Raw genomic sequence first — 24,117 nt, 5'->3', positions numbered from 1 at the left:
CCCCATGACCACTGGCACGTACCCGGACTACCTGCGCCGACTCGGCCTGACCGATCCCGGCGCCCCCTCCGCCGAGGGCCTGTTCGCGCTCCAGCGCGCCCATCTGGAGCGCATCGCCTACGACAACGTCGACATCCACCTCGGCCGGCCGCCCGGCATCGACCCCGGCCTGTCGGCGCGCCGGTTCGCCGAGGGGCGCGGCGGCTACTGCTTCCACCTCAACGGCGCCTTCGCCGCGCTCCTGGAGGACCTGGGCTACGACGTGACCCGCCACCTCGGCGGGGTCGAGGCCGACAGCGGGTCGCGCGTGGTCAACGGCCAGCACCTGACCCTGACCGTGCGCGTCGGCGGGGCGGCGTACTGGGTGGACGCCGGGCTCGGGGACGGCCCGTACGAGCCGTTGCCGCTGCGCGAGGGCTCGTACGAGCAGGGCGGCTTCCGCTACGCGCTGCGGCGGCTGGACCCGCTGGAGGGCGAGGGCCCCGGCTGGAGCTACCTCACCGCCGACAGCCACATGCCCCGGGTGAACTTCCGCGACGCCCCGGCCGCGACGGCCGACTTCGAGGACGAGCACGTCTGGCTGTCGACCTCCCCCGACTCCCCCTTCGTACGCACCTTCGCGCTGTTCCGGCGCGACGCGGACGGCGTCGACGTCCTGCGCGGCCGGGTCCTGACCCGCGTCTCGGGGGGCGGGAAGGTGACCGCGGAGCGGGAACTGGCCGGGCCCCGGGAGTTCTTCGAGGTGCTGGAGGGCGTCTTCCTGCGGCGGCTCGACGACCTGACGGGGGCGGACCGGGAGGCCCTGTGGGCCCGGGTGGACCGGGCGCACGGGGAGTGGCTCGCGTCGAGGGCGGCGAAGGCGGAGGCCGCGGAGGCCGCGGAGGCGGGAGCGCCCGAACCGGCTACGGCCTCCTGACGGCTTCGCTGTCGGTGCGGCAGGGCAGACTGGGGGCATGTCCCACTCCCCCCGCCGTGCCTGCCCCTCCTGCGGCCGCGACTGCGCGGTGACGGCCGGCCGGATCGCCCGCCACGACCCTCCCGCCGGGCGCGGCCGGGCCGACATGGTGTCCTGCCCAGGCTCCCGGGCCCGGGTGGTGCTGGGCGCCTCCGCGCCGACCCTGGACGGCTTCGTCCTCGGCCCGAACCCGGGCCAGCTGCCGCTGTTCTGAGCCGCCCGGCCGTCGCCCCCTGGGTACGGGGGCCGGGCGGGATGAGTACGCGTACGGATCCCCGGGCCGGCCCGCCGGGCCAGGATGGCCGCATGACCTGGACCCCGCAGCCCCCGACCGCCACCACCGGCTCCCGCGCCCACGTGCGCGCGCTGATCGCCGCCGGGCTGTTCGTGCCCGCGCTGGTGGTGGCGAAGATCCTGGTCCTGGCCACCGAGGAGGGCTCCCGCTGTCTGGTGAGGGGCGGCTGCGCGCCCTTCCCCGGGGTCTTCTTCCTGGTGCTGTGCGGTGCGGCGGCGCTGGCGCTGGTGGCGGCCCTGGCCGCGCCGGAGAGGCTCCGCGGCAAGGCCCTGACGGCCCAGCTGCTGCTGGAGCTGCTCGCGGTCGGGCTGGTCCTCGCCTTCCCCTGACCCCGCCGCGCGCCCCTCGTGCACAGGCTGTGGAAAGCCCGTTCGGCCGGCCCCTCGGACGCGACCTCGTCGGGCCGTCTAGGAGATCGCCGTGCGGAGGCGGACCACGTCGATGGGCTCGGTCTCGTCGTGCTCCGTCAGGTCGATGACCTGGCCCACCGCCTCCTGTTCGGGGGTGGACGGCTTGAACTCCGGCTCGGATCCGCCGCCCGCGGCCTCCGCCTTGTGGACGGCGAGGGCCTCGGCGCCGACCACGTCGGCGAGGTCCTCGTTCTGCACGGACTCGATCACGGCGCGGGCCTGCGCGGCGTTCTTCGTGCCGAAGAAGTCGAAGCCGCCCTCGACGCGGGAGGCGGTGCGGCGCTGGGCCGCGTACGGGGACACCGGCGCGGCCGGACGGCGGGCCGGGACCGCCGACGCCTGGGCGGGCACGGTCGCGGGCACGGTCGGACGGGTGTGCGCGGCCGCCTCGGCGGGAGCGGTGGCCGCCCGCTCCTCCGCCTTGCGGGCAAGGGCCGACATCGCGGCGTGGGCCCGGGCGTAGCCGACCGGGGTGGGTGCTCCGGCGCCGGTGCGCTCCTCGGAGACGGCGGGGAGTTCCCTGGGGCCGGCCGCCGGGGCTGAGGCGGCCTCGATGGCGAGCAGCCGGCGCTTCTCCAGGGCGCTGGCGCGCTCGGTCTCGGCGGTGGCGTACCGGCGCAGCAGCGCGGCGTGTTCCCCGCGCAGGCCCGCCAGTTCGACGCGCTTGGCGCGCAGCTTGGCGTCGAGGCGGGCGCGCAGCAGGCGGGCTTCCTCGATGTCGGATTCGAGCTCGGCTATCCGCTCGTCCGTCTTCCACTCGTCCTTGACCCGCTCGCGGGCCAGCTCCGCCACCCGGCGGCCGGCCGCCCGGTCCCAGGAGCGCATGAGGACGGCACCGCCCACGCCCGCGGCCGCCGTGAGGGCCACGAGGAGGCGCAGCGCGAGGGGTTCCGCGAGGAGCCAGGCCGCACCGGCGCTGGCCACGGAAACCCCGGCGACGGCCGTCGGCGTGAGAAGTCGGTGCAGGGGCTCGGGATTGCGGTGGCGTCCACGGGGCATGGCCTGAAATTTACAGGGCGTGGACGGCGTGTGGGGTACCCGCCCGGCAATCTGTTCCCGGGCAGTTACCCCACAATTGGCCATCAACGGCGTAACTACTGCTTCTTCAGAAGGCCCTTGGAGTCCAGATAGGCCTTCGCGACGTCGGCGGGCTTGGCGCGCTCCGCGTCCACCTTGCGGTTCAACTCGACGAGGTCGGCGGTCGTCAGGGCCTTGGTGAGCCCGTCGAGGGCGGCGGCGACCTCCGGGGCCCCGGCGTCCTTGGCATTGACGACGGGCAGCACGTTGTCGGCGTTCTGGAGCTTCTTGTCGTCCTCCAGCAGGACCAGGCCGTAGCTGTCGAGGGTGGCGTCTGTGGTGGTGGTCAGCACCAGCTGGTCCGCCCCGTCCTTGACGGCCTGCTTGGCCTGCGGGGTGCCGACTCCCTTGGGGTCAATACCGGAAACGGAGATTCCGTACGTCTTCTCCAGTCCGGGTGCGCAGAAGGGGCGGACGGCGCATTCGTCACCCGCCGCGATCTTCACCTTCAGCCCCGACTTTCCAAGATCGGAAAGGGACTTGAGGTTGTTCTTCTGCGCGAATTCCCTGCTGACGGCGAAGGCGTTCTGGTCGACCGCCGATCCCGCCGGGAGCGCCTTCAGCCCGAGCGGCGCCGCGAGCTTCTCCAGCGCCGCGACGGTCGCCGCCGCGTCGCTGGAGGCGACCGGCTTCTCCTTGGGCGCGTTCGGGCCGTTCACCTTGGCGTTCAGGAACTCCGCGAGCGTGGCCGCGTACTCCGGGACGACGTCGATCTCGCCCTTCTCCAGCGACGGCTCGTACAGCTCGCGGTTGTTGACCGTGGTGATCGAGGTGTCGTAGCCGGCGCCGCGCAGCACCTGCGCGTACAGCTCCGCCAGCACGTTCGACTCGGTGAAGCCCGCCGCGCCGACCACCAGCTTCCCCTTGCCGCCGCCCCCGGCGGGGGCCGACGCGGAACCGCCGTCCTTCGCCTTCTCCAGGCTCTCGCCGCCGCACGCGGCGAGCGAGACGGTCAGGGCCACCGCGCCCAGGGTCGCGCCGAGAACGCGCGTGGACTTGCTCATCATGCTCCTTAGGGATCGACAAGAGGGAGGACGGCCGGCCGCGCCTCAGCGCGACGGGGCCCCCGGCAGCAGCCGGTCCGCCGCCACCAGGACGCCCTCCACCACCAGGGCCAGCAGCGCCACCAGCACGGCGCCCGCCACCACCTGCGGGGTGTTGTACGTGTTGAAGCCGGCGGTGATGATCCGGCCCAGACCGCCCTGGCCGACCATCGCCGCGATCGTGGCGGTGGCCACGACCTGCACGGCGGCCGAGCGCAGCCCGGTCATCACCAGGGGCCGCGCGAGGGGGAGTTCCACGCGCAGGAACAGCTGCCCTCCGGACATGCCCATGCCCCGGGCCGCCTCGACCACCGAGCGGTCCACCTCGCGCATGCCGACGTACGCGTTGGTCAGCAGCGGCGGTACGGCGAACAGCACCAGCGCGGCGATGGTGGGCACGTAGCCCGCGCTGCGCAGCGGCGAGACCATGAACAGGGCCAGCACCGCGAACACCGGCACGGCCCGCCCCGCGTTGGAGAGGTTCACCGCGAGGGCGCCGCCCTTGCCGAGGTGGCCGAGCCACAGCCCGGCGGGCAGGGCCAGTACGCAGGCGACGGCCAGGGCGATGCCGCTGACGTAGACGTGCTCGCCGAGCCGGTGCCACACCCCCGCCTCGCCGGACCAGTTGGCCCCGTCGGCCAGCCAGTCCCAGGACCGTGCCATCACGCCCACGCCCTCACGCCCCCTTCGCCTTCGCGGAACGGCCGCCCGGCCGGGTCCACGGGGTCAGCAGCCGCTGCACCGCGAGCAGCAGAAGGTCGGCGACGAGCGCGAGCAGCACGCACAGCACGGAGGCGGTGAGCACCTGGGCCTTGAAGGAGCTGTTCACGGCGGGGGCGATCAGGTTGCCCAGCCCGCCCTTGCCGACGATGGAGCCGACGGTGGTCAGCGCCACCGTCGACACGGTGGCGATCCGCACCCCGGCGAGCAGGGCGGGCAGCGCCAGCGGGAGTTCGACCTGCCACAGCAGCCGGGCCGGGCCGTAGCCCATGCCGCGCGCGGCCTCCCGTACGTCCTCGGGGACGGCCTCCAGCCCGGCGAGCACGTTGCGGACCAGGATGGTCAGCGAGTACAGCACCAGACCGGTCACCACGAGCGCCGCCGACAGCCCGAAGAAGGGCAGCAGCAGGGAGAACATGGCGAGCGAGGGGATCGTGTAGAGCAGGGTGGTCAGGCCCAGCACGGGCGCCGCCCAGCCGCGGCCTCGGCGGGCCAGCAGCGCGAGCGGCACGGCCACGGCCACGCCGACGAGCACCGACACGGCGGTGATCCAGACGTGTTCGACGGTGGCTTCGGTGAGCTCCCGGGAGCGGGAGGTGACGTACTCCCAGCAGATCCAGTCGTTCGCCACCAGGCAGCCCTGCCCGGCCATGCCGCTCACCCCTTCCCCCCGTTTCGCACGCGTGTGCCGCAGACCGGCCTCCGAGCGACCATAACCCCCGGTGCCCGTGATGGCCGGAAACATTCGCACAGCCGCAACACTCCCCTGACAAACCCTTCGCCCATCCGGGCGGACCGCTGGGGGAGGATGGCGGGGTGATCCGATTCGAGCGAGTGACCAAGCGCTACCCCGACGGGACGACGGCCGTCGAGGAGCTGTCCTTCGAGGTCGCGGAGGGCGAGCTGGTCACCCTGGTCGGCCCGTCCGGCTGCGGCAAGACGACCACGATGAAGATGGTCAACCGGCTGATCGAGCCGACCTCCGGCCGGATCCTGCTGAACGGCGAGGACATCGCCGACGCCGACCCGGTCGAGCTGCGCCGCCGGATCGGCTACGTGATCCAGCAGGTCGGTCTGTTCCCGCACAAGACGGTCCTGGAGAACACGGCGACCGTGCCCCAGCTGATCGGCACCCCGAAGGCGAAGGCCCGCGCCCGCGCGGCGGAACTCCTCGAACTGGTGGGACTGGATCCGGCCGTCCACGGCGGCCGCTACCCGCAGCAGCTGTCCGGCGGGCAGCGCCAGCGCGTCGGCGTGGCCCGCGCGCTCGCCGCCGACCCGCCGGTGCTGCTGATGGACGAGCCGTTCGGCGCGGTGGACCCGGTGGTGCGCGAACGGCTCCAGAACGAGTTCCTCACCCTCCAGAAGACCGTCCGCAAGACGATCCTGCTCGTCACGCACGACCTGGAGGAGGCCGTCCGGCTCGGCGACCGGATCGCGGTCTACGGACACGGCACCATCGAGCAGTTCGCCCGCCCGGCCGCCGTGCTCGCCGCGCCCGCCACCGAGTACGTGGCCTCCTTCGTCGGCGCCGACCGCGGGCTCAGGCGGCTCGCGGTCACCCCCGTCGGGGAGGCCGACCTGACGGCCCCCGACGGCGGCCCGGCCCCCGCCGCCACGGTGCCCCTGGGGGCGTCGCTGCGCGAGGCCCTCGCCGCCCTGCTCCAGGACGACTCCGGCCGCATCGGGGTCACGGACCCGGACTCCGGCGCGCTGGCCGGCGTACTGACCCCGGGCGGGGTGCACCGGGCCCTGCGCCGGGCCGGCCTCCAGGACTCCTGACGGCGCCGGCTCCGGAGCCGGACCCCGCGCCGGCTCCGGCCCCCGGACACGCGTGAAGGGCCCGGCCGGAGCCGGGCCCTTCACGTACGTCCCGCGAGCACGGGTCTCAGGCCTGGAGGCGGCCGCTCAGCCACACCAGCATCGGCGGGATCTCGCGGCGCCAGGTGTTGAAGTTGTGGCCGCCGCTGTCGAGGACGATCGAGGAGACCCGGTCCGGGCCCTTGACCAGCTTGATGAACTTCTTGGTGTCGTTCAGGTTGTCCTCGCCCTTCTCACTGGTCGTGACCAGGAAGGACGTACCGGCCGGCTTCTTGTCCTGCATGCTCTGCAGGACGTCCGCGCGGGCCTTCAGCTTGGCGTCGCCGTGGAACAGGTCACCGGTCGTCGCGTCGTCCGCGGCCTTGTAGTAGGCGGACAGGCCCACGCCCGCGCCGAAGGTCTGCGGGTGGTGCGCGGCGATCTTCAGGGCGCAGTAGCCGCCCGTCGAGTTGCCGATGAAGCCCATGTTCTGCGGCTTCTTGCCCACCCGGAAGGTGGACTGGATGGCCTGCGGCAGGTCCTGCGCGAAGAACGTCTCGGTCTGCGGGCCCTCGGGTATGTCCACGCACTCGGTGTCGCGCGGCGGCGCGATGGTCGGCCGCAGCATGACCAGGATCATCGGCTTCATCTTGCCCGCCTTGGCCTGCTTGAAGGCCGTCATCGGGTAGTTCAGCCCTTTGATCAGGTTCTCGGCGGTGCCCGGGTAGCCCGTCAGGACGATCGAAGCCGGAAAGTTCTGGTCCTTGTGCTGCGGCTGGAAGTACTCCGGCGGCAGCCACACGTAGCCGGGGCTCGTTATCTTCGACTTCGGGCCGGTTATGGCCACTTTCAGGATCTGCCCGCCGACCTGCGGCTTGCCGCCGCCGGGCACGTCCAGCTGCTGCTTGTCGAGGACCTTGATGTCCTTGCTGCTCATCGAGTGGTCGACGACCTTGCCGATCGACGTCTCCTGGCCGAACAGGTCCGCCCACGAGCCGTAGAAGAGGAACGACTTGTTCGCCCCGAGACCGACTGCCGAGAACAGCGCCAGCTGGGTCGCGAGCAGCAGGCCGATCCGGCCGAGAACCGCGCGCACGCCGCGCCCCGAGAGCTTCGGCCAGGCCCAGACCGTGACCGCGAACAGGGCCACGCCCGCGATGATGGCCAGGACCAGAACCGTATTACTGGTGAGACCCATGAGCAGTCAGTCGACTTTCTGATGGCAGGACGGAAATTTCCGACGGAAGAGTGAACCCGCTCCCCGCCGATGTCGTCCTAGTGGACGCACCACACTCCGGAGGCTGTCACGGCCTTCGGCCACATGATCTCTCGCGGAGCAACGGGAAGCGATGTCTAGCAGGATAGATGGCGATAAGTCGGGACAGGTTCCGAGTACGGTCCGGCGAATCTTCCGCGGACCACGACCGGAGTCGGTGCCCGGTCTCGTAGGTACGGCCGTCATGATCGTCGGCCTTCTGGACATCGCGGCGGGCGTCTTCCCGCGATTCCGCCACAGCCGGATCCACGCGGTCACCGAGGTGCTGCCCGGCTCCCTGGGCCCCTTCGCCGCGGCCCTCTCCATCAGCGCGGGCGTGCTCATCCTGCTCCTCGCGCACGGTCTCAAGCGCCGCAAGCGCCGCGCATGGCGGGCCTCCGTCATCCTGCTGCCCGCCGGCGCCGTCGCGCAGTTCGCGTACCGCCACTCGGTCATCGGCGTGGTCATCTCGGCGGTGCTCCTCGCGCTGCTCGTCCGCCACCAGGGTGAATTCAAGGCCCTGCCGGACCCGCGCAGCCGCTGGAAGGCCCTGGCCAACTTCGTCCTGATGAGCGCCGGCTCCATCGGCCTCGGCCTCGTCATCGTCAACGTGCACCCGGGCAAGGTCGTCGGCCGCCCCAGCCTGTACGAGCAGATCACCCACGTCGTCTACGGCCTCTTCGGCTTCGAGGGCCCCGTCGACTACGCCGGCCGGGTGTCCTGGACCGTCGGATACTCCCTCGGCGCCCTCGGCATGCTGACCGCCGTCACCACCATCTACCTGGCCTTCCGCCCCGAGCACCCGGCCGCCCGGCTCACCCCCGCCGACGAGGAGAAGCTGCGCGAGCTGCTCACCAGGCACGGCGGCCGCGACTCCCTCGGCCACTTCGCGCTCCGCCGCGACAAGGCCGTCGTCTTCTCCCCCAGCGGCAAGGCCGCCGTCACCTACCGCGTCGTCTCCGGCGTGATGCTCGCCTCCGGCGACCCGGTCGGCGACGTCGAGGCCTGGCCCGGCGCCATCGAGCGGTTCATGGAGGAGGCCAAGGCCCACTCCTGGACCCCCGCCGTCGTCGGCTGCAGCGAGACCGGCGGCGAGGTCTGGACCCGCGAGACCGGCCTGGACGCCCTGGAACTCGGCGACGAGGCCATCGTCGACGTCAAAGACTTCTCCCTCGCGGGCCGCCCGATGCGCAACGTCCGCCAGATGGTCAAGCGGATCGAGCGCAACGGATACACCACCAAGGTCCGGCGGGTCAGCGAGCTGAACGAGTTCGAGCTGTCCCAGGTGCGCGGCGCGGCCGAGGCCTGGCGCGGCACCGACACCGAGCGCGGCTTCTCCATGGCCCTGGGCCGGATCGGCGACCCGGGCGACGGCGACTGCATCATCGCCACCGCCCACCGCGTCGAGGAGGGCGACACCAGCCCCTTCGGCGACCTCAAGGCCATCCAGCACTTCGTGCCGTGGGGCCCGGACGGCATGTCGCTGGAGATGATGCGCCGCGACCGCGGAGCCGACCCCGGCATGAACGAACTGCTGATCGTCGCCTCCCTCCAGCAGGCCCCCGAGCTGAAGATCGAGAAGGTCTCCCTGAACTTCGCGATGTTCCGCGCGGCCCTGGCCCGCGGCGAGAAGATCGGCGCCGGACCGGTCCTGCGGGCCTGGCGCGGCCTGCTCGTGTTCCTCTCGCGCTGGTTCCAGATCGAGTCGCTGTACAAGTTCAACGAGAAGTTCCGCCCCCGCTGGGAGCCGCGCTTCATGGTCTACCGCCACCACCGCGACCTGCCGCGCATCGGCTTCGCCGTGATGCAGGCGGAGGGCTTCGTGACGCTGGCCCTCCCCCGCCTCTTCGCGAGCCGCCGCCGCCCGAAGCCGGTCCGCACCTGCACGCACACGGTCCACGAGGCCAAGGTGCCGGCGCAGCAGGACCGGGAAGTCCAAGCCGCGTAACCCCTCCCGGGGGGTAGTGGAGCCCTGCGGGGCTGTTCCCCTACCCGCCCTTCCACCGTTCCCCGGGCGCTGCCCGGACCCGCGCCTCAAACGCCGGCGGGGCTGGATCTTCCAGCCCCGCCGGCGTTTGAGGCGTGGGGGCCCGGGGGCGGAGCCCAGGGGGTCCGGGGCGCAGCCCCGGGGAACGGGCGAAGGGCGGGTAGGGGACCTCGCCCCGCGCAGCGGCCCACCCACCCGCACTCGCCCACCGGCCCCGGCCACGGACACCGGCCCCGCCCCGCCCCCACGGGCGGCGCAGCCCCACCGCACAGCCGCCCGGCAAGGGCAGGGGCTCTACCCTGGAGCCCATGAACAGCAACCTCGGGCCGGCCCCCAGGGGCATCGTCACAGGGCTGCCCGACTGGGACCGCTGCGCGGTCATGGGCGTCGTCAACGTCACCCCGGACTCCTTCTCCGACGGCGGCCGGTGGTTCGACACCACCGCCGCCGTCAAGCGCGGGCTCGAACTCGTCGCCCAGGGCGCCGACCTCGTCGACGTCGGCGGCGAGTCCACCCGCCCCGGAGCCACCCGCGTCGACGCCGAGGAAGAGCTCCGCCGGGTCGTGCCCGTCGTCCGGGGCCTGGCCTCCGAGGGCGTCGCCGTCTCCGTCGACACCATGCGCGCGGCCGTCGCCGAACAGGCCGTCGCCGCCGGCGCCCGCCTCGTCAACGACGTCAGCGGCGGCCTCGCCGACCCCGGCATGATCCCCGCCGTCGCCGCCGCCGAGGTCCCCTTCGTGGTCATGCACTGGCGCGGCTTCAGCGACAACATGAACAGCCTCGCCGTCTACGACGACGTCCTCGCGGAGGTCACCGCCGAGCTCCGCGCCCGCATCGACGCCGTCGTCTCCGGCGGCATCGCCCCCGAGCGGATCGTCGTCGACCCCGGCCTCGGCTTCGCCAAGAACGCCGAGCACGACCTGGCCCTCGTCGCCCGCCTCCCCGAGCTGCGCGCCCTCGGCTTCCCGCTCCTCGTCGCCGCCTCCCGCAAGCGCTTCCTCGGCCGGGTCCTGGCCGGCGCCGCCGACACCGCCCCGCCGCCGGCCCGCGAGCGGGACGCCGCCACGGCCGCCGTCTCCGCCATCGCCGCGCACCAGGGCGCCTGGGCCGTACGGGTGCACGAGGTACGGGCGACCGCGGACGCGGTTCGGGTGGCCCGTGCCGTGGAAGGGGCTCTTTGAGCCGCACGACGCACACCCGCCGGACGTACAGGGAAGGGGCACGGTGAGCCGTAGCGACATCGAAGCCGTCGAAGAGGCCAACACGGCCTTCTACGCGGCCATGGAGCAGGGGGACTTCGACACGCTGTCGGCGCTCTGGCTGGAGGACGAGATCTCCTGCGTCCACCCCGGCTGGCCGGTGCTCTCGGGGCGGGGCGAGGTGCTGCGCTCGTACGCCCTGATCATGTCCCACACCGAGTACATCCAGTTCTTCCTGACCGACACCAAGGTGGCCCTCATAGGTGACACCGCCCTGGTCACGTGCACGGAGAACATCCTCAGCGGGGGCCCGGCCCCGGAGGCCGGGGAGCTGGGCCCGCTGGTCGGCCAGCTGGTCGTCGCCACGAATGTGTTCCGACGCACACCGCAGGGCTGGCGCCTCTGGTCCCACCACGGTTCTCCGGTGCTCACGGACTCCGATGACGAGGAAGAAGAGGGCTCCGGCTGACCCCAAGGGCGGGGCCCGAGGTTTATCGCAGGTAAATTCGAAGGTGGACGACGCCGACCGCACTCGGCGTAGGCCCATGGCCCCGGGGAGTCCCGGGACCGGAAGCACCTACGAAAGCAGGAGTGATTCGCGTGGATCGTGTCGCGCTGCGCGGCCTCAAGGCTCGCGGGCACCACGGCGTCTTCCCCCGGGAGCGCGAAGAGGGCCAGACCTTCATCGTCGACCTCGTGCTGCACCTGGACACCCGCCCGGCCGCGGCCGGTGACGACCTGGCCAAGACCGTGCACTACGGCGTCGTGGCCGAGGAGGTCGTGGACGTGGTCCAGGGCGAGCCCGTGGACCTGATCGAGACCCTCGCCGAGCGGATCGCCCAGCAGTGCCTCAAGCACGAGGCGGTGGCACAGGTGGAGGTCGTCGTCCACAAGCCGGACGCGCCGATCACCGTGCCCTTCGACGACGTGACCATCACGATCACCCGGAGCCGCGCATGAACAACGGACTGAACGCCCAGAGCGACCCCACCGTCCAGCCGGTACCCGCCTCCGTCGTCGAGGCGGTCGACGCGGCGGACACCACCCTGTCCAACCCCAAATGGGCCGTCGTCGCGCTCGGCGCGAACCTCGGCAACCGCCTGGACACCCTCCAGGGCGCCATCGACGCCCTCGGCGACACCCCGGGGCTGCGGGTCAAGGCCGTCTCCCCGGTCTACGAGACGGAGCCGTGGGGCGTCGAGCCCGGCTCGCAGCCCTCGTACCTGAACGCCGTCGTCGCGCTGAAGACCACGCTGCCGCCCTCCTCCCTGCTGGAGCGGGCGCACGCGATCGAGGAGGCCTTCGACCGCGTCCGCGAGGAGCGCTGGGGGCCGCGCACGATCGACGTCGACATCGTGACGTACGCCGAGGTGGTCTCCGACGACCCCGTCCTCACCCTCCCGCACCCCCGGGCGCACCTGCGCTCCTTCGTGCTGGCCCCCTGGAACGACATCGACCCCGGGGCGCAGCTGCCCGGCCGCGGCCCCGTCGCGGAGCTGCTGGCCGCGATCGGCCTCACCGGTGTCACGGCACGCACCGACCTGGAACTCCGCCTGCCGGAGTAGCCGTTAGCGTGTTCAGGTAGCAGCCACTGAACAGGGGACGGGCAAGTGAAGCAACTGAGGCCGGCGGTTCTGGCGGGCATCTTCGCCATCGCCGGGGTGCTGTCCTGGGCGGGCGCCCGCCTGTGGAACGCGTACGGCACCCTGCCGGGCGTCCCACTGGCCGCGCCGATCGTCCTGGCGGTGATCGCCGTCGTCCTGCTGGCGACGGCCCTGTCGATGCGCGCCCGCCTGAAGGCCCAGCGGGAGCGCCGCCCGGGCGCGAAGGGCGTGGAGCCGCTGATGGCGGCCCGGGCGGTGGTCTTCGGCCAGGCGAGCGCCCTGGTCGCGGCCCTCGTCGCGGGCATGTACGGCGGCGTGGGCGTCTTCCTGCTCACCGACGCGATGGACGTCCCGGCCCGCCGCGACCAGGCCTGGTACGCGGGCGGCTCGGTCCTCGCCGGCGCGGCCGTGATCGCCGCCGCGCTGTTCCTGGAGCGCGTCCTGAAGCTCCCCGAGGACGACGACCCGACCAAGGCCCGCGCCGCGGCCTGAGCCCGGCCGGGGCTACTGGTACACGTGCCCGAGCCACTCCCACAGGGGGCGCGGCCCGGGGCCCCGGTCCTCCCAGTCGCAGAACTGGAGGTCCGCCAGGGCGCCCTCGAAGGCGAACAGGGTCGCCTCGCCGTCGTAGCCGCCGTCCGGGCCGAGCAGGGAGGCCCCCGCCACGGGGCCGAAGCTCCGGCCCGTCGGCGCGGCCGGCACGGCGTCGGCGTCCGCGTCCACCCGCAGGTACACGCAGGGGCAGGAGCAGCCGCTGTCGCTCATCTCGGCGTGCGGGATCTGCGCCCGCAGGGCCCGGTGTACGTCGGACGCGCCCTCCAGCAGCAGCTCCAGGGTGCGCCTGACGTCCTCGCTCAGCGGCTCCCAGACGGCCTCCCCGGCCGCCGGCTCCGTCACGGGGCTCAGCGCGCCATGATCAGGCTCATGGCCTCGTTGCGGGTCGCGGGGTCGCGGAGCTGGCCGCGGACGGCCGAGGTGATGGTCTTGGCGCCGGGCTTGCGGACACCGCGCATGGTCATGCACATGTGCTCGCATTCGATGACCACGATGCAGCCGCGCGGGTCGAGGATCTCCATGAGGGAGTCGGCGATCTGCGTGGTCAGCCGCTCCTGGACCTGGGGGCGGCGGGCGAAGACGTCCACCAGGCGGGCCAGCTTGGACAGGCCGGTGATCTTGCCGTCGGTGGACGGGATGTAGCCGACGTGGGCCACACCGTGGAAGGGGACCAGGTGGTGTTCACAGCTGGACATGACCTCGATGTCCTTCACCAGGACCATCTCGTCGTGGCCGAGGTCGAACGTCGTGGTCAGGACCTCTTCGGGCTTCTGGTAGAGGCCGGCGAATATCTCCTTGTACGCCCGCGCGACGCGCGCCGGGGTCTCCAGGAGCCCTTCGCGGTCCGGGTCCTCGCCGACCGCGATCAGGAGCTCGCGGACGGCCGCCTCGGCGCGCTTCTCGTCGAACTCGCCGATCGTGCCCTCGCCGCCGGTCAGGGTCACTGGGTCGGTCATCTCATCCTCGTTCCTGTGCGCACGCGCGGCTTCGTACAAATGTGCCGCGCCCCCCAGGCTAGAACCTGGGGGGCGCGGCTTCCATTCCGGGTGGTCAGGCTTCGGGGCGGTCCTCAGGGGCCACCTCGACGCCCTTCTCCGTGGAGACCGGTGCCGCGGCTGCCGCCGAGGTGCCGTTCGCGGAGTTCGTCAGCTGGAGCTCCTTGGGAGAGAGCACCGGCGGACGGGTGGAGGGGGTGCGGCGGGACGAACCGGTCCACGCCGGGCGTGCCGGGCGCTTCACGATCGTGGAGAAGACCTCGGCGATCTCCTCCTTGCCCAGCGTCTCCTTCTCCAGGAGCGCGAGGACGAGGTTGTCCAGGACGTCCCGGTTCTCGACCAGGATCTCCCAGGCCTCGTTGTGCGCGGTCTCGATGAGCTTCTTGACCTCTTCGTCGACCAGCGCCGCGACCTCTTCCGAGTAGTCCCGCGGGTGCGACATCTCGCGGCCCAGGAACGGCTCGGTGTTGTCCCCGCCGAACTTGATCGCGCCGAGGCGCTCGGTCATGCCGTACTGGGTGACCATCGCGCGGGCCGTCGCCGTGGCCTTCTCGATGTCGTTCGCGGCGCCGGTGGTCGGGTCGTGGAAGACCAGTTCCTCCGCCGCGCGCCCGCCCAGCATGTAGGCGAGCTGGTCGAGCATCTCGTTGCGCGTGGTCGAGTACTTGTCCTCGTCGGGCAGGACCATGGTGTAACCCAGGGCCCGGCCACGGGACAGGATGGTGATCTTGTGGACCGGGTCGGAGTTCGGGGAGGCCGCCGCGACCAGGGCGTGTCCGCCCTCGTGGTACGCGGTGATCTTCTTTTCCTTGTCCGACATGATCCGGGTCCGCTTCTGCGGGCCCGCCACGACGCGGTCGATCGCCTCGTCCAGCATGTGGTTGTCGATCAGCTTCTTGTCCGAGCGGGCGGTCAGCAGGGCCGCCTCGTTCAGCACGTTGGAGAGATCGGCACCCGTGAAGCCGGGGGTGCGGCGGGCGACGGCCGAGAGGTCGACGTCCGGTGCGACCGGCTTGCCCTTCTGGTGGACCTTGAGGATCTCCAGACGGCCCTGCATGTCGGGGCGGTCGACCGCGATCTGCCGGTCGAAACGGCCCGGGCGCAGCAGTGCCGGGTCGAGGATGTCGGGGCGGTTCGTGGCGGCGATCAGGATGACGCCGCCCTTCACGTCGAAGCCGTCCATCTCGACCAGGAGCTGGTTGAGGGTCTGCTCGCGCTCGTCGTGGCCGCCGCCGAGACCCGCACCGCGGTGCCGGCCGACGGCGTCGATCTCGTCGACGAAGACGATCGCCGGCGCGTTGGCCTTGGCCTGCTCGAACAGGTCGCGGACGCGCGAGGCACCGACACCGACGAACATCTCGACGAAGTCGGATCCGGAGATCGAGTAGAAGGGGACGCCGGCCTCGCCCGCGACGGCGCGCGCGAGCAGGGTCTTGCCGGTGCCGGGCGGGCCGTAGAGCAGCACGCCCTTGGGGATCTTGGCGCCGACGGCCTGGAACTTCGCCGGCTCCTGGAGGAACTCCTTGATCTCGTGGAGTTCCTCGACGGCCTCGTCCGAGCCCGCGACGTCGGCGAACGTCGTCTTCGGGGTGTCCTTGGTGATGAGCTTCGCCTTGGACTTGCCGAAGTTCATGACCCGGGAGCCGCCGCCCTGCATCTGGTTCATCAGGAACAGGAAGACGACGACGATGAGCACGAAGGGCAGGAGCGAGAGCAGCACGCTCAGGAACGGGCTGGTCTTGTCCGGCGTGACGGAGTAGCCGTCCGGGATCTGACCGGCTTCGTACTTGTTCTGGAGGTTCTGGGCGAGCTGGACGCCCTGGTCCCCGATGTAGTTGGCCTGGAACTTGGTGCCGCTGTTGTTGCCGAGCTTCTGGCCCTTCTTCAGCTCGATCTTGATCATCTGGCTGTCACCGGTGGTCAGCTTGGCGCTGTCCACCTGGCCACTGTTGATCGCCTTGATGACCTCGCTGGTCTCCACCGACTTGTAGCCGCCGCCGGAGCCGACGACGTTCATCAACACGACCACGGCGAGGACGGCCAGCACGATCCACATGACCGGCCCACGGAAGTATCGCTTCACGTCCATCCATACGGGGTGCCGGGCACCCCGTCCCTCCTGCCCGTAGGTAAATGCTGCTGTGAGTAAAGACTGTTCTTCGGAATGTACCTCTGTATTGTCACCCGCGGCCCCGTGGGACGGCTGACAGACCCGCCTTCTCCTCCAACGGCGGGAATCGCCCCCGGGTTCCCCCGAGGGCGATCGCGGTGACGACCGGGGTTCAGCCGCCGTACACGTGCGGGGCGAGCGTGCCGACGAACGGCAGGTTGCGGTACTTCTCCGCGTAGTCGAGGCCGTAGCCGACGACGAACTCGTTGGGGATGTCGAAGCCGACCCACTCGACGTCGATCGCGACCTTCGCGGCCTCGGGCTTGCGCAGCAGCGTGACGACCTTGAGGGAGGCCGGCTGGCGGGAGCCGAGGTTCGACAGCAGCCACGACAGGGTCAGGCCCGAGTCGATGATGTCCTCGACGATCAGGACGTGCTTGTCCTTGATGTCGGTGTCGAGGTCCTTGAGGATCCGCACCACGCCCGAGGACTGGGTCCCGGCGCCGTACGAGGACACCGCCATCCAGTCCATGGTGAGCGGGGTGGACAAGGCGCGCGCCAGGTCCGCCATCACCATCACGGCGCCCTTGAGCACACCGACGATGAGCAGGTCCTTGCCCGCGTACTCCGCGTCGATCTTCGCGGCCAGCTCGGCCAGCTTCGCGTCGATCTCTTCCTTGGTGATGAGCACCGACTGGAGGTCGCTGCCCATGTCCTTCTCGTCCACCCGCATCACTTTCGTTGTCGGCCGGGGCTCCGGGGGTGCCCCCGGAGGACTCAGCCGTGTTTCAGCACCAATCAGCCCTGCCGGATGACAAGTCTGCCACCCTGCCGCTGGGCCTCGACGCGGCCGGGCAGGTTGATGGCGCCCTGGCCCCGCCATCCGGTGATGAGGCGGTCGACTTCCTCGATGTGGCGGGCGAAGAGCGAGCCGGCGGGAGAGCCCGCCGCGACCACGGCCCGGCGCAGCACCCTGCGGCGGACGGCCGGGGGCAGCGCGTACAACTTGGCGCACTCCAGGCGGCCGTCCTCGTCGCGCACGCCCGCCTCGGCGTCGGCGGCCCAGGCGTCGAGGGCGTCGGCGTCGTCGCGGGAGAGCTGGGCGGTGCGGGCGAGGGCTTCCACGACTCCCTTGCCGAGCGCCTTCTCCAGGGCGGGCAGTCCCTCGTGGCGCAGCCGGGAGCGGGTGTAGGCGGGGTCGAGGTTGTGCGGGTCGTCCCAGACGGGCAGGGACTGGACCATGCAGGCCTTGCGGGCGGTCTGCCGGTCGACCTGGAGGAAGGGCCGCCGGTAGCGGTTGGTGCGGCCGGGACCCCCCGAGACCTCGGCCATGCCGGAGAGCGAGCGGATGCCGGAGCCGCGGGCGAGGCCCAGCAGGACGGTTTCAGCCTGGTCGTCACGGGTGTGGCCGAGCAGCACGGCGCAGGCTCCGAGCCGGTCCGCGGCCTCGTCCAGGGCGGCGTAGCGGGCGTCGCGGGCCGCGGCCTCGGGTCCGCCCTCGCGGCCGACGCTCACGGCGACGGACTCCACCGGGTCGAGGCGGAGCGCGGTCATGCGGGTCACGACCTCCGCGGCGCGCAGGTCGGAGCCGACCTGGAGGCCGTGGTCGACGGTGATGCCGCCCGCCCGGATGCCGAGCTTGGGTGCCTCGAAGGCGAGGGCGGAGGCCAGCGCCATGGAGTCCGCGCCGCCGGAGCAGGCGACGAGGACGAGGGGCTGGGTGCCCGGCGTGCGGGGGCGGGGGATGTCGGTGAGGTCGGTGAGGACGTCGTGGAGTACGCGGCGGACCGCCAGGCGTATCGCCGCGACCGCAGGATGGGGACCCATGTCCGGTGCCCTTCGTGGAGTTCGGATGCTCGGAGGCTTCGGGTGTTGCGCGGGGGAGATGCGGAATGTCACTCAGAGTGCGTCGATGGTGACAGAACCGAGCCGTTCCCCGAGCATCGCACGCCCTTCCACGGCTCACGGTCCCTCGGAAGGGTGATGCTGCTTCCCCCAGTGAGACATGTTTACGCCTCCTGATTCACCTCTCTTCGCTCTGCGCGCCCCCCTTGCGGTGGACCCGGGCGACCCATTCCGCGGGCCGGGCGATCTCGGACTTGGTCGGCAGGGTGTTGGGCGAGGTCCAGACCCGGTTGAAGCCGTCCATGCCGACCTGGCCGACGACGGCCCGTACGAAGCGCTCGCCGTCGCGGTACTGGCGCAGCTTGGCGTCGAGGCCCAGGAGCTTGCGCAGGGCGGCGTCGAGGCGGCCCGCGCCGCTGGCCCGGCGCTGCTGGAACTTCTCGCGGATCTCGGCGACGGAGGGGACGACCTCGGGGCCGACGCCGTCCATGACGAAGTCGGCGTGGCCCTCCAGCAGGGACATGACGGCGGTGAGCCGGGCGAGGACCTCGCGCTGTTCGGGGGTCTGGACGAGTTCGACGAGCGAGGGGCCCTCGTCTCCGCGTTCGCCCTCGGCCCGGGCTCCGGCGAAGGACTGGACGGCCTCGCGCAGGCGTTCCAGTACGGCGCCCGGCTCCATCTCGGTGGCGCCGAGGAAGGTCTGGATCTCGCCCTCCAGGTGTGCGCGCAGCCAGGGGACGGCGGTGAACTGGGTGCGGTGGGTCTCCTCGTGCAGGCAGACCCAGAGCCGGAAGTCGTGCGGGTCCACCTCCAGCTCGCGTTCGACGTGGACGATGTTCGGCGCGACGAGCAGCAGCCGGCCGCCGGCGGCGGTGCCTCCGGGCAGGTCGGGGCCGGCGGGCGCGAAGGTCTCGTACTGGCCGAGCACGCGGGAGGACAGGAAGCTGAGCAGCATGCCCAGCTCGACGCCGGTGACCTTGCCGCCGACGGCGCCGATGACGGCGCCGCCGGGGGTGGCGGAGCGGCGGTCCTGCATCTTGCCGAGGAGCGGGCCGAGGAGTTCGCGGAAGCCCGCGACGTTGGCCTTGACCCAGCCGGCCCGGTCGACGACGAGGACGGGGGTGTCGGGGAGGGGGGAGCCCTCGGGGAGCATCCGGGTGAACGCGCGCACGTGCTCCTCGGAGGTCCTGGCGTGCCGGCGGAGTTCCGCCACCACGGCCCGGGCCTCGTCGCGGCTGACTTCCGGACCCGGCCTGACCAGCCGGGTCGCGGTCGCCACCGCGAGGTTCCAGTCGACCATCTCCGCACCACCGATGCTCGTCATGCGTCAACCGTACGTGGACCCGCGCCGCTGGGGGTCCCCCCGGACGGAGTTTGGGGGAGGATCCCCCTGTGGGTCAGGGGGTTCCGGCGACGGCGGCGGCCAGTTTGTCGAGGCCCTTCTCCGCGGGGAGCTTGTCTGCCGTGTTGCCGGCCAGGAACGCGAAGGCGACCAGCCGTCCGGACGGGTCGACGACGGTGCCGGCGAGGGTGTTCACCCCGGTGAGGGTGCCGGTCTTGGCCCGGAGCAGGCCGGCGGCCGGGGAGGAGCCGGCGTTGCGGCCGCTCAGGGTGCCCGTGAAGCCGGCGACGGGCAGCCCGGTGAGGACCGGCCGCAGCTCGGGGCGGCGGGGGTCGGCGGCCTTGGCAAGGAGTCCGGTCAGGAGGCGGGCGGTGACCTTGTCGGCGCCGTTGAGGCCGCTGCCGTCGGCGAAGCGGGTGCCCTTGAGGTCGAGGCCGAGGGAGGCCAGCTTGTCGGTGACGGCCTTCTCGGCGCCCTCGAAGCTCGCGGGCTGGCCCGCGGCGATGGCGGTCTGGCGGGCGAGGGCCTCGGCGATGTCGTTGTCGCTGTTGGTCAGCATCCGCTCGACGAGCCCGGCGAGGGGGGTGGAGTAGGTGGTGGCCAGCGGCTGGGCCCCGGCGGGGGCCTTCGCCTTTCCGGGTTCCCCGTTGACCTTGACGCCGCGGTCGCGCAGCAGGGCCGCGAAGGCCCGGGCGGTGTCCTTGGACGGGTCGTCGGTGCGCGCGGCGGTCCCGGCGGTGGAGTCGTCGAGGCGGCCCTCGTCGGCGGTGAGGGCGCTGACGGGCGCGATGTTGTCGACGCGGCCCGTGGGGTTGGGGTGGAGGACGGCCCCGGTGTACAGGGAGTCGTCGTAGCCGAGGGTCACGGTGTCGGTACCGGCGGCCTTGAGGGCCTGGGCGGTGTCGGCGGCGAGGGCGACGAGGCTGCCGCCGACGCCGGCGGGGCTCTTCTTCTTGGCGGTGAGGGAGGGGTCGCCGCCGCCGACCAGGACGATCTCCCCGGGGCCGGCTCCGGGCGTCACGGTGGTCCGGATCCGGTGTTCGGGGCCGAGCGCGGCCAGGGCGGCGCTCGCGGTGGCGATCTTGACGGTGGAGGCCGGGGTCATGGGATCGCCCGCCCCGGACTCGTAGAGCACCTGCCCCGTGGCGACGTCGACCACCGAGGCCCCGCGCGCGGTGCCGAGCCCGGGATCCGCCAGCAGGGGCGCCAGGGCCCCGGCGAGCGCGGCGGCGCCGGTGTTCGCGCGCGGTGCGAGGCCCGGCAGCACCCCGGGAGCACTGGGCGCGGCCTGCGGCAGCCCCCCGGCGGCGTGATCTGCGCCACCCGTCCGGCTCCGGGAGGCGGCCCTGTCCCGCTCGGCCTTACGCTGGCCGGAGTCCCAGGGACCGGCGGTGGCCACCATCGCAGCCGACAGGGCGAGGCCGGCGACGGCCGACCCCGCGATGAGCTGCCACGTCTTGACCACCGGCACCTCGGACCAGCCCCTTTCGCGATCACACATATGCGTGAGGGACACTTAATCACTGCGTCTTGCCGCGAGCATGGCACCCCACCCGCAAGGCTGGGCCGGACGCGCGCGCATTTGAATCAAATGCCGTCTCGAAGCAGTCAAGCTTCGGCACTGGGCCGGAGCTGATCATGGAGGAGCAGGACGTGGAGTTCGACGTCACCATCGAGATCCCCAAGGGTTCGCGGAACAAGTACGAGGTGGACCACGAGACCGGCCGGATCCGTCTGGACCGTCGCCTCTTCACCTCCACCAGCTACCCGACGGACTACGGCTTCGTCGAGAACACCCTCGGCGAGGACGGTGACCCGCTGGACGCGCTGGTCATCCTCGACGAGCCGACCTTCCCGGGCTGCCTGATCAAGTGCCGCGCGATCGGCATGTTCAACATGACCGACGAGGCGGGCGGCGACGCCAAGCTGCTGTGCGTGCCGGCCTCCGACCCGCGCGTCGAGCACCTGCGCGACATCCACCACATCTCCGAGTTCGACCGCCTGGAGATCCAGCACTTCTTCGAGGTCTACAAGGACCTGGAGCCGGGCAAGTCCGTCGAGGGCGCGAACTGGGTCGGCCGCGCCGAGGCCGAGGCCGAGATCGAGGCCTCGTTCAAGCGCCTTGAGGCCCAGGGCGGCCACCACTGAGCTCCGCAGCTCGGTAACGCCTGACCGCAGCGGGCGGCACCCCCACGGGGGCGCCGCCCGCTGCGGCGTTCCCGGGCCGGGCCCGGGCCCGGCCTCGCTTCGCCACGGACGAAACGATTCCGCATACTGATACCGCCAGGTGATCAAGGGTGGGAGGATGCGTGGCGGAGGCCGAAGGGCCCGGTCCCGAGGACCGGAAGCCGAAGTCCGACGAGGCGCGCAGCGCGTTCACTGCCCCACCCGGGATGGAGCCTGAGGTTCCGGTCGAGGACCAGCCCACGTCCGAGTTCGCCCTGCCGGAGGGCACCACCCCGCCCGCCGCCGAGGCGGAGGGCTCCGCCTTCGCCGCCCCGGCCACCTACAGCGCCAGCCAGTCCCCGCCCGCCTACACCCCGCTCCCGGCCCCCGGCTTCCCCGCCTCCTCCCCCTGGCAGGACCGGATGCGGACGATGCTGCGCATGCCGGTGGACGTCCGGCCGGTCCCCGAGGCGGTCCAGCGGCAGAGCGAGTCCGGCCCAGCCGTGGGCCGCGTGCTCGACCTGACCCTGCGCATCGGCGAGCTGCTGCTCGCGGGCGGCGAGGGCGCCGAGGACGTGGAGGCCGCGATGTTCGCGGTGGCCCGCTCCTACGGGCTCGACCGCTGCGAGCCCACCGTCACCTTCACCCTGCTGTCCATCACCCACCACCCCTCACTGGTCGGTGACCCCGTCTCCGCGCAACGCACCGTGCGCCGCCGCGGCACCGACTACACCCGCCTCGCCGCCGTCTTCCGGCTGGTCGACGACATCAGCGCGCCCGAGGTCGAGGTCTCCCTGGAGGAGGCCTACCGCCGGCTCGCCGTGATCCGGCGCAACCGCCACCCGTACCCCACCTGGGTGCTCACCGCCGCCGCCGGACTGCTCGCGGGGGCCGCCTCCACGCTGGTCGGCGGCGGGGTGACCGTCTTCTTCTGCGCCGCCCTCGGAGCCGTCCTCGGCGACCGCCTCGCCTGGTGGTTCGCCGACCGCGGGCTGCCCGAGTTCTACCAGTTCGTCGTCGCCGCGATGCCTCCGGCCTCCATCGGCGTGGCCCTGAAGATCGCCGAGTTCGACGTCCGCGCCTCCGCCGTGATCACCGGCGGGCTGTTCGCACTGCTGCCAGGACGGGCCCTGGTCGCGGCCGTGCAGGACGGGCTGACCGGCTTCTACATCACCGCCTCCGCCCGCCTGCTGGAGGTCATGTACCTCTTCATCGGGATCATCGTCGGCGTACTGGTGGTGATCTACGTGGGCCTCCAGTTCGGCGCCTCGCCGAACCCGGACGAGGTGCTCCAGATCCCGCACCGCCCCGTCCTCCAGACCCTCGCCTCGATGGTCCTGGTGTTCACGTTCGCGATCCTGCTCCAGCAGGAGCGCTCCACCGTGTGGATCGTGACCCTCAACGGCGGGGTCGCCTGGGTGACCTTCGGCGCCCTGCGCGCCGCCGAACTGCCGCCGGTGCCGTCCACGGCCATCGCGGCCGGCCTGGTCGGCCTGTTCGGCCAGCTCTTCTCCCGCTACCGGTTCGCCTCAGCCCTGCCGTACGTGACGGCCGCGATCGGCCCTCTGCTGCCGGGTTCGGCCACGTACTACGGGCTGCTCTCGATCGCCGAGAACCGGCTCGACGCGGGGCTCGCCTCGCTCACCAACGCCGCCGCCATCGCGCTCGCGATCGCGATCGGAGTGAACCTCGGCTCCGAGGGCTCGCGCCTCTTCATGCGGATCCCCGGGGCGCGCAGCGCGGCCAAGCGCCGGGCCGCGGCGAAGCGCACCCGCGGCTTCTGAGCCGCCCGGGGGCCCCGCGTGGCCCCCGGCGTGACGCCGGGTACGCGTACGCCCCGGAGACGGGCCGTCTCCGGGGCGTACGCGGGGTTCTTCAGGGGCCGGGGCCTCAGCGCTTGGCGTGGCGGCCGCGCTGGCCGGGGGCCGGCGGCTGCTGCTGGTCCTGCTGCGGGTAGCCGGGCTGCGCCGGGCCGGCGGCCGCCTCGGCCTTCTTGGCCTTGCGGGCCTTCAGCACCTCGAAGATCACCGGGATCACCGAGATCAGCACGATGCCGATGAAGATCGGCTCGACGTTCTTCTTGATGATCTCGAACTGGCCCAGCTGGTAGCCGAGGACGGTGACGCCCGCGCCCCAGAGGATCCCGCCGACCACGTTGAAGGTCAGGAAGGTCCGGTACTTCATGGCGCTCGCACCGGCCACCATGGGCGCGAACGTGCGGATGATCGGCACGAAGCGGGCCAGCACGATCGCCTTGGGGCCGTGCTTCTCCATGAAGTCGTGCGCGGCGTCCAGGTTCTCCTTCTTGAAGACCTTGCTGTTCGGGCGGTTGAACAGCTTCGGGCCGAAGAACTTGCCGAGCAGGTAGCCCACCTGGTCACCGAGGATCGCGGAGGCCGCGATCATCGTGCAGACCAGCCACAGCGGCTGGCTGATGTCGCCGCTGGCGACGAACAGGCCCGCCGTGAACAGCAGGGAGTCGCCGGGCAGGAACGCGAAGAAGCCCGATTCCGCGAAGACGATGACCAGGATGCCGATCAGGCCGAAGTGCCCGATCAGGTACTCCGGGGACAGCCACTCGGGGCCGAGGGCAAGCGTGTAGAGGGGTTCCACGTTTCCGGGCTCTCCTGGATCAGGGGGACGTCTGCGGTGGGGGACGCGACATGGCAGGCGGTCTCAATTATGAACGCACACCGCCCCCACCGGGTTCCAGGGACCGGAGGGGGCGGGACGCGTGAAGGTTCCGCTACGCCTTGCTA

Annotated in this window: 25 protein-coding genes; 12 read left to right on the top strand and 13 right to left on the bottom strand. The window is 72.0% G+C overall.

The features are described 5' to 3' along the window. The first annotated feature begins 4 nt into the window (after positions 1-4). The 3 genes from OG553_RS18770 (at position 5) to OG553_RS18760 (ending at position 1,579) form a co-directional block, all read left to right on the top strand. Positions 5-916: an arylamine N-acetyltransferase gene (locus OG553_RS18770; RefSeq protein ID WP_405980089.1), complete on the top strand. Its 912-nt coding sequence runs from the start codon at positions 5-7 to the stop codon at positions 914-916. Positions 917-953: 37 nt separating this feature from the next. Continuing rightward, positions 954-1,169, top strand: coding sequence for a hypothetical protein (locus OG553_RS18765; RefSeq protein WP_405980088.1), 216 nt, complete (start codon positions 954-956; stop codon positions 1,167-1,169). 92 nt (positions 1,170-1,261) lie between these two features. Continuing rightward, on the top strand, positions 1,262-1,579 hold the full coding sequence (locus OG553_RS18760; RefSeq protein WP_405980087.1) for a hypothetical protein: 318 nt from the start codon (positions 1,262-1,264) through the stop codon (positions 1,577-1,579). A gap of 78 nt (positions 1,580-1,657) precedes the next feature. Here the strand turns inward: OG553_RS18760 and OG553_RS18755 are convergent, their stop codons facing one another. The 4 genes from OG553_RS18755 to OG553_RS18740 form a co-directional block, all read right to left on the bottom strand. Next, positions 1,658-2,659 carry a hypothetical protein gene (locus OG553_RS18755; RefSeq protein WP_405980086.1) on the bottom strand — a complete coding sequence of 334 codons (1,002 nt, stop codon included), beginning with the start codon at positions 2,657-2,659 and terminating at the stop codon, positions 1,658-1,660. Between the two features lie 95 nt (positions 2,660-2,754). Further along, entirely contained in the window at positions 2,755-3,741 is a 987-nt protein-coding gene (locus OG553_RS18750) for an ABC transporter substrate-binding protein (RefSeq protein WP_405980085.1), read from the bottom strand. A gap of 45 nt (positions 3,742-3,786) precedes the next feature. Beyond that, a complete protein-coding gene (locus OG553_RS18745) occupies positions 3,787-4,443 on the bottom strand; it encodes an ABC transporter permease (protein ID WP_405983072.1) in 657 nt (218 codons plus the stop codon). A gap of 13 nt (positions 4,444-4,456) precedes the next feature. Then, entirely contained in the window at positions 4,457-5,152 is a 696-nt protein-coding gene (locus OG553_RS18740) for an ABC transporter permease (protein ID WP_405980084.1), read from the bottom strand. Positions 5,153-5,316: 164 nt separating this feature from the next. Here OG553_RS18740 and OG553_RS18735 point away from each other — a divergent pair, with 164 nt between their 5' ends. Further along, entirely contained in the window at positions 5,317-6,282 is a 966-nt protein-coding gene (locus OG553_RS18735) for an ABC transporter ATP-binding protein (protein ID WP_405980083.1), read from the top strand. A gap of 106 nt (positions 6,283-6,388) precedes the next feature. On the opposite strand, the gene OG553_RS18730 is transcribed toward OG553_RS18735, so the two are convergent. Beyond that, positions 6,389-7,498 carry an alpha/beta hydrolase gene (locus OG553_RS18730; RefSeq protein WP_405980082.1) on the bottom strand — a complete coding sequence of 370 codons (1,110 nt, stop codon included), beginning with the start codon at positions 7,496-7,498 and terminating at the stop codon, positions 6,389-6,391. A 151-nt stretch (positions 7,499-7,649) separates the two neighbouring features. On the opposite strand from OG553_RS18730, the gene OG553_RS18725 reads away from it, so the two are divergent. The 6 genes from OG553_RS18725 (at position 7,650) to OG553_RS18700 (ending at position 12,837) form a co-directional block, all read left to right on the top strand. Continuing rightward, complete coding sequence (locus OG553_RS18725) at positions 7,650-9,503, top strand: phosphatidylglycerol lysyltransferase domain-containing protein (protein ID WP_405980081.1); 1,854 nt, start codon at positions 7,650-7,652, stop codon at positions 9,501-9,503. 347 nt (positions 9,504-9,850) lie between these two features. Then, complete coding sequence (folP, locus tag OG553_RS18720; RefSeq protein ID WP_405980080.1) at positions 9,851-10,723, top strand: dihydropteroate synthase; 873 nt, start codon at positions 9,851-9,853, stop codon at positions 10,721-10,723. A 43-nt stretch (positions 10,724-10,766) separates the two neighbouring features. After that, positions 10,767-11,210, top strand: a complete 444-nt coding sequence (locus tag OG553_RS18715; protein ID WP_405980079.1) for a nuclear transport factor 2 family protein — start codon at positions 10,767-10,769, stop codon at positions 11,208-11,210. A gap of 131 nt (positions 11,211-11,341) precedes the next feature. After that, positions 11,342-11,701 (top strand): dihydroneopterin aldolase, encoded by a 360-nt coding sequence (gene folB, locus OG553_RS18710; RefSeq protein ID WP_030010912.1) that lies wholly within the window; start codon positions 11,342-11,344, stop codon positions 11,699-11,701. After that, on the top strand, positions 11,698-12,306 hold the full coding sequence (folK, locus tag OG553_RS18705) for a 2-amino-4-hydroxy-6-hydroxymethyldihydropteridine diphosphokinase (RefSeq protein ID WP_405980078.1): 609 nt from the start codon (positions 11,698-11,700) through the stop codon (positions 12,304-12,306). The genes folB and folK overlap by 4 nt, the downstream gene beginning before the upstream one ends. 45 nt (positions 12,307-12,351) lie before the next feature. Continuing rightward, positions 12,352-12,837 carry a DUF3180 domain-containing protein gene (locus OG553_RS18700; RefSeq protein WP_405980077.1) on the top strand — a complete coding sequence of 162 codons (486 nt, stop codon included), beginning with the start codon at positions 12,352-12,354 and terminating at the stop codon, positions 12,835-12,837. A 12-nt stretch (positions 12,838-12,849) separates the two neighbouring features. On the opposite strand, the gene OG553_RS18695 is transcribed toward OG553_RS18700, so the two are convergent. From OG553_RS18695 to dacB, 7 genes are all read right to left on the bottom strand, one after another. Next, positions 12,850-13,242 (bottom strand): hypothetical protein, encoded by a 393-nt coding sequence (locus OG553_RS18695; protein WP_405980076.1) that lies wholly within the window; start codon positions 13,240-13,242, stop codon positions 12,850-12,852. 5 nt (positions 13,243-13,247) lie between these two features. Beyond that, positions 13,248-13,856, bottom strand: a complete 609-nt coding sequence (gene folE, locus OG553_RS18690; protein WP_007264872.1) for a GTP cyclohydrolase I FolE — start codon at positions 13,854-13,856, stop codon at positions 13,248-13,250. 94 nt (positions 13,857-13,950) lie between these two features. After that, positions 13,951-15,984: an ATP-dependent zinc metalloprotease FtsH gene (ftsH, locus tag OG553_RS18685; RefSeq protein WP_405980075.1), complete on the bottom strand. Its 2,034-nt coding sequence runs from the start codon at positions 15,982-15,984 to the stop codon at positions 13,951-13,953. 193 nt (positions 15,985-16,177) lie between these two features. Further along, positions 16,178-16,738 (bottom strand): hypoxanthine phosphoribosyltransferase, encoded by a 561-nt coding sequence (hpt, locus tag OG553_RS18680; RefSeq protein ID WP_267034220.1) that lies wholly within the window; start codon positions 16,736-16,738, stop codon positions 16,178-16,180. A gap of 65 nt (positions 16,739-16,803) precedes the next feature. Continuing rightward, positions 16,804-17,832 (bottom strand): tRNA lysidine(34) synthetase TilS, encoded by a 1,029-nt coding sequence (gene tilS, locus OG553_RS18675; protein ID WP_405980074.1) that lies wholly within the window; start codon positions 17,830-17,832, stop codon positions 16,804-16,806. A gap of 196 nt (positions 17,833-18,028) precedes the next feature. Continuing rightward, positions 18,029-19,174 (bottom strand): zinc-dependent metalloprotease, encoded by a 1,146-nt coding sequence (locus OG553_RS18670; protein WP_405980073.1) that lies wholly within the window; start codon positions 19,172-19,174, stop codon positions 18,029-18,031. 73 nt (positions 19,175-19,247) lie between these two features. Beyond that, the gene (gene dacB, locus OG553_RS18665) at positions 19,248-20,693 is read right to left on the bottom strand and encodes a D-alanyl-D-alanine carboxypeptidase/D-alanyl-D-alanine-endopeptidase (protein WP_405980072.1); all 1,446 of its coding nucleotides are present in this window, start codon (positions 20,691-20,693) and stop codon (positions 19,248-19,250) included. 152 nt (positions 20,694-20,845) lie between these two features. On the opposite strand from dacB, the gene OG553_RS18660 reads away from it, so the two are divergent. Together OG553_RS18660 and OG553_RS18655 are read left to right on the top strand one after the other, a co-directional pair. Continuing rightward, entirely contained in the window at positions 20,846-21,340 is a 495-nt protein-coding gene (locus tag OG553_RS18660) for an inorganic diphosphatase (protein WP_045946146.1), read from the top strand. A 161-nt stretch (positions 21,341-21,501) separates the two neighbouring features. Beyond that, positions 21,502-23,142, top strand: coding sequence for a threonine/serine exporter ThrE family protein (locus tag OG553_RS18655; protein ID WP_405980071.1), 1,641 nt, complete (start codon positions 21,502-21,504; stop codon positions 23,140-23,142). Between the two features lie 106 nt (positions 23,143-23,248). Here OG553_RS18655 and OG553_RS18650 read toward each other — a convergent pair whose 3' ends face one another. After that, positions 23,249-23,971: a DedA family protein gene (locus OG553_RS18650; protein ID WP_405980070.1), complete on the bottom strand. Its 723-nt coding sequence runs from the start codon at positions 23,969-23,971 to the stop codon at positions 23,249-23,251. Between the last annotated feature and the right edge of the window lie 146 nt (positions 23,972-24,117).

The sequence above is a fragment of the Streptomyces sp. NBC_00158 genome, assembly GCF_045160885.1.
In the GTDB taxonomy this organism is placed as follows: domain Bacteria; phylum Actinomycetota; class Actinomycetes; order Streptomycetales; family Streptomycetaceae; genus Streptomyces.
This window is presented reverse-complemented; position numbering and strand designations above follow the sequence as displayed.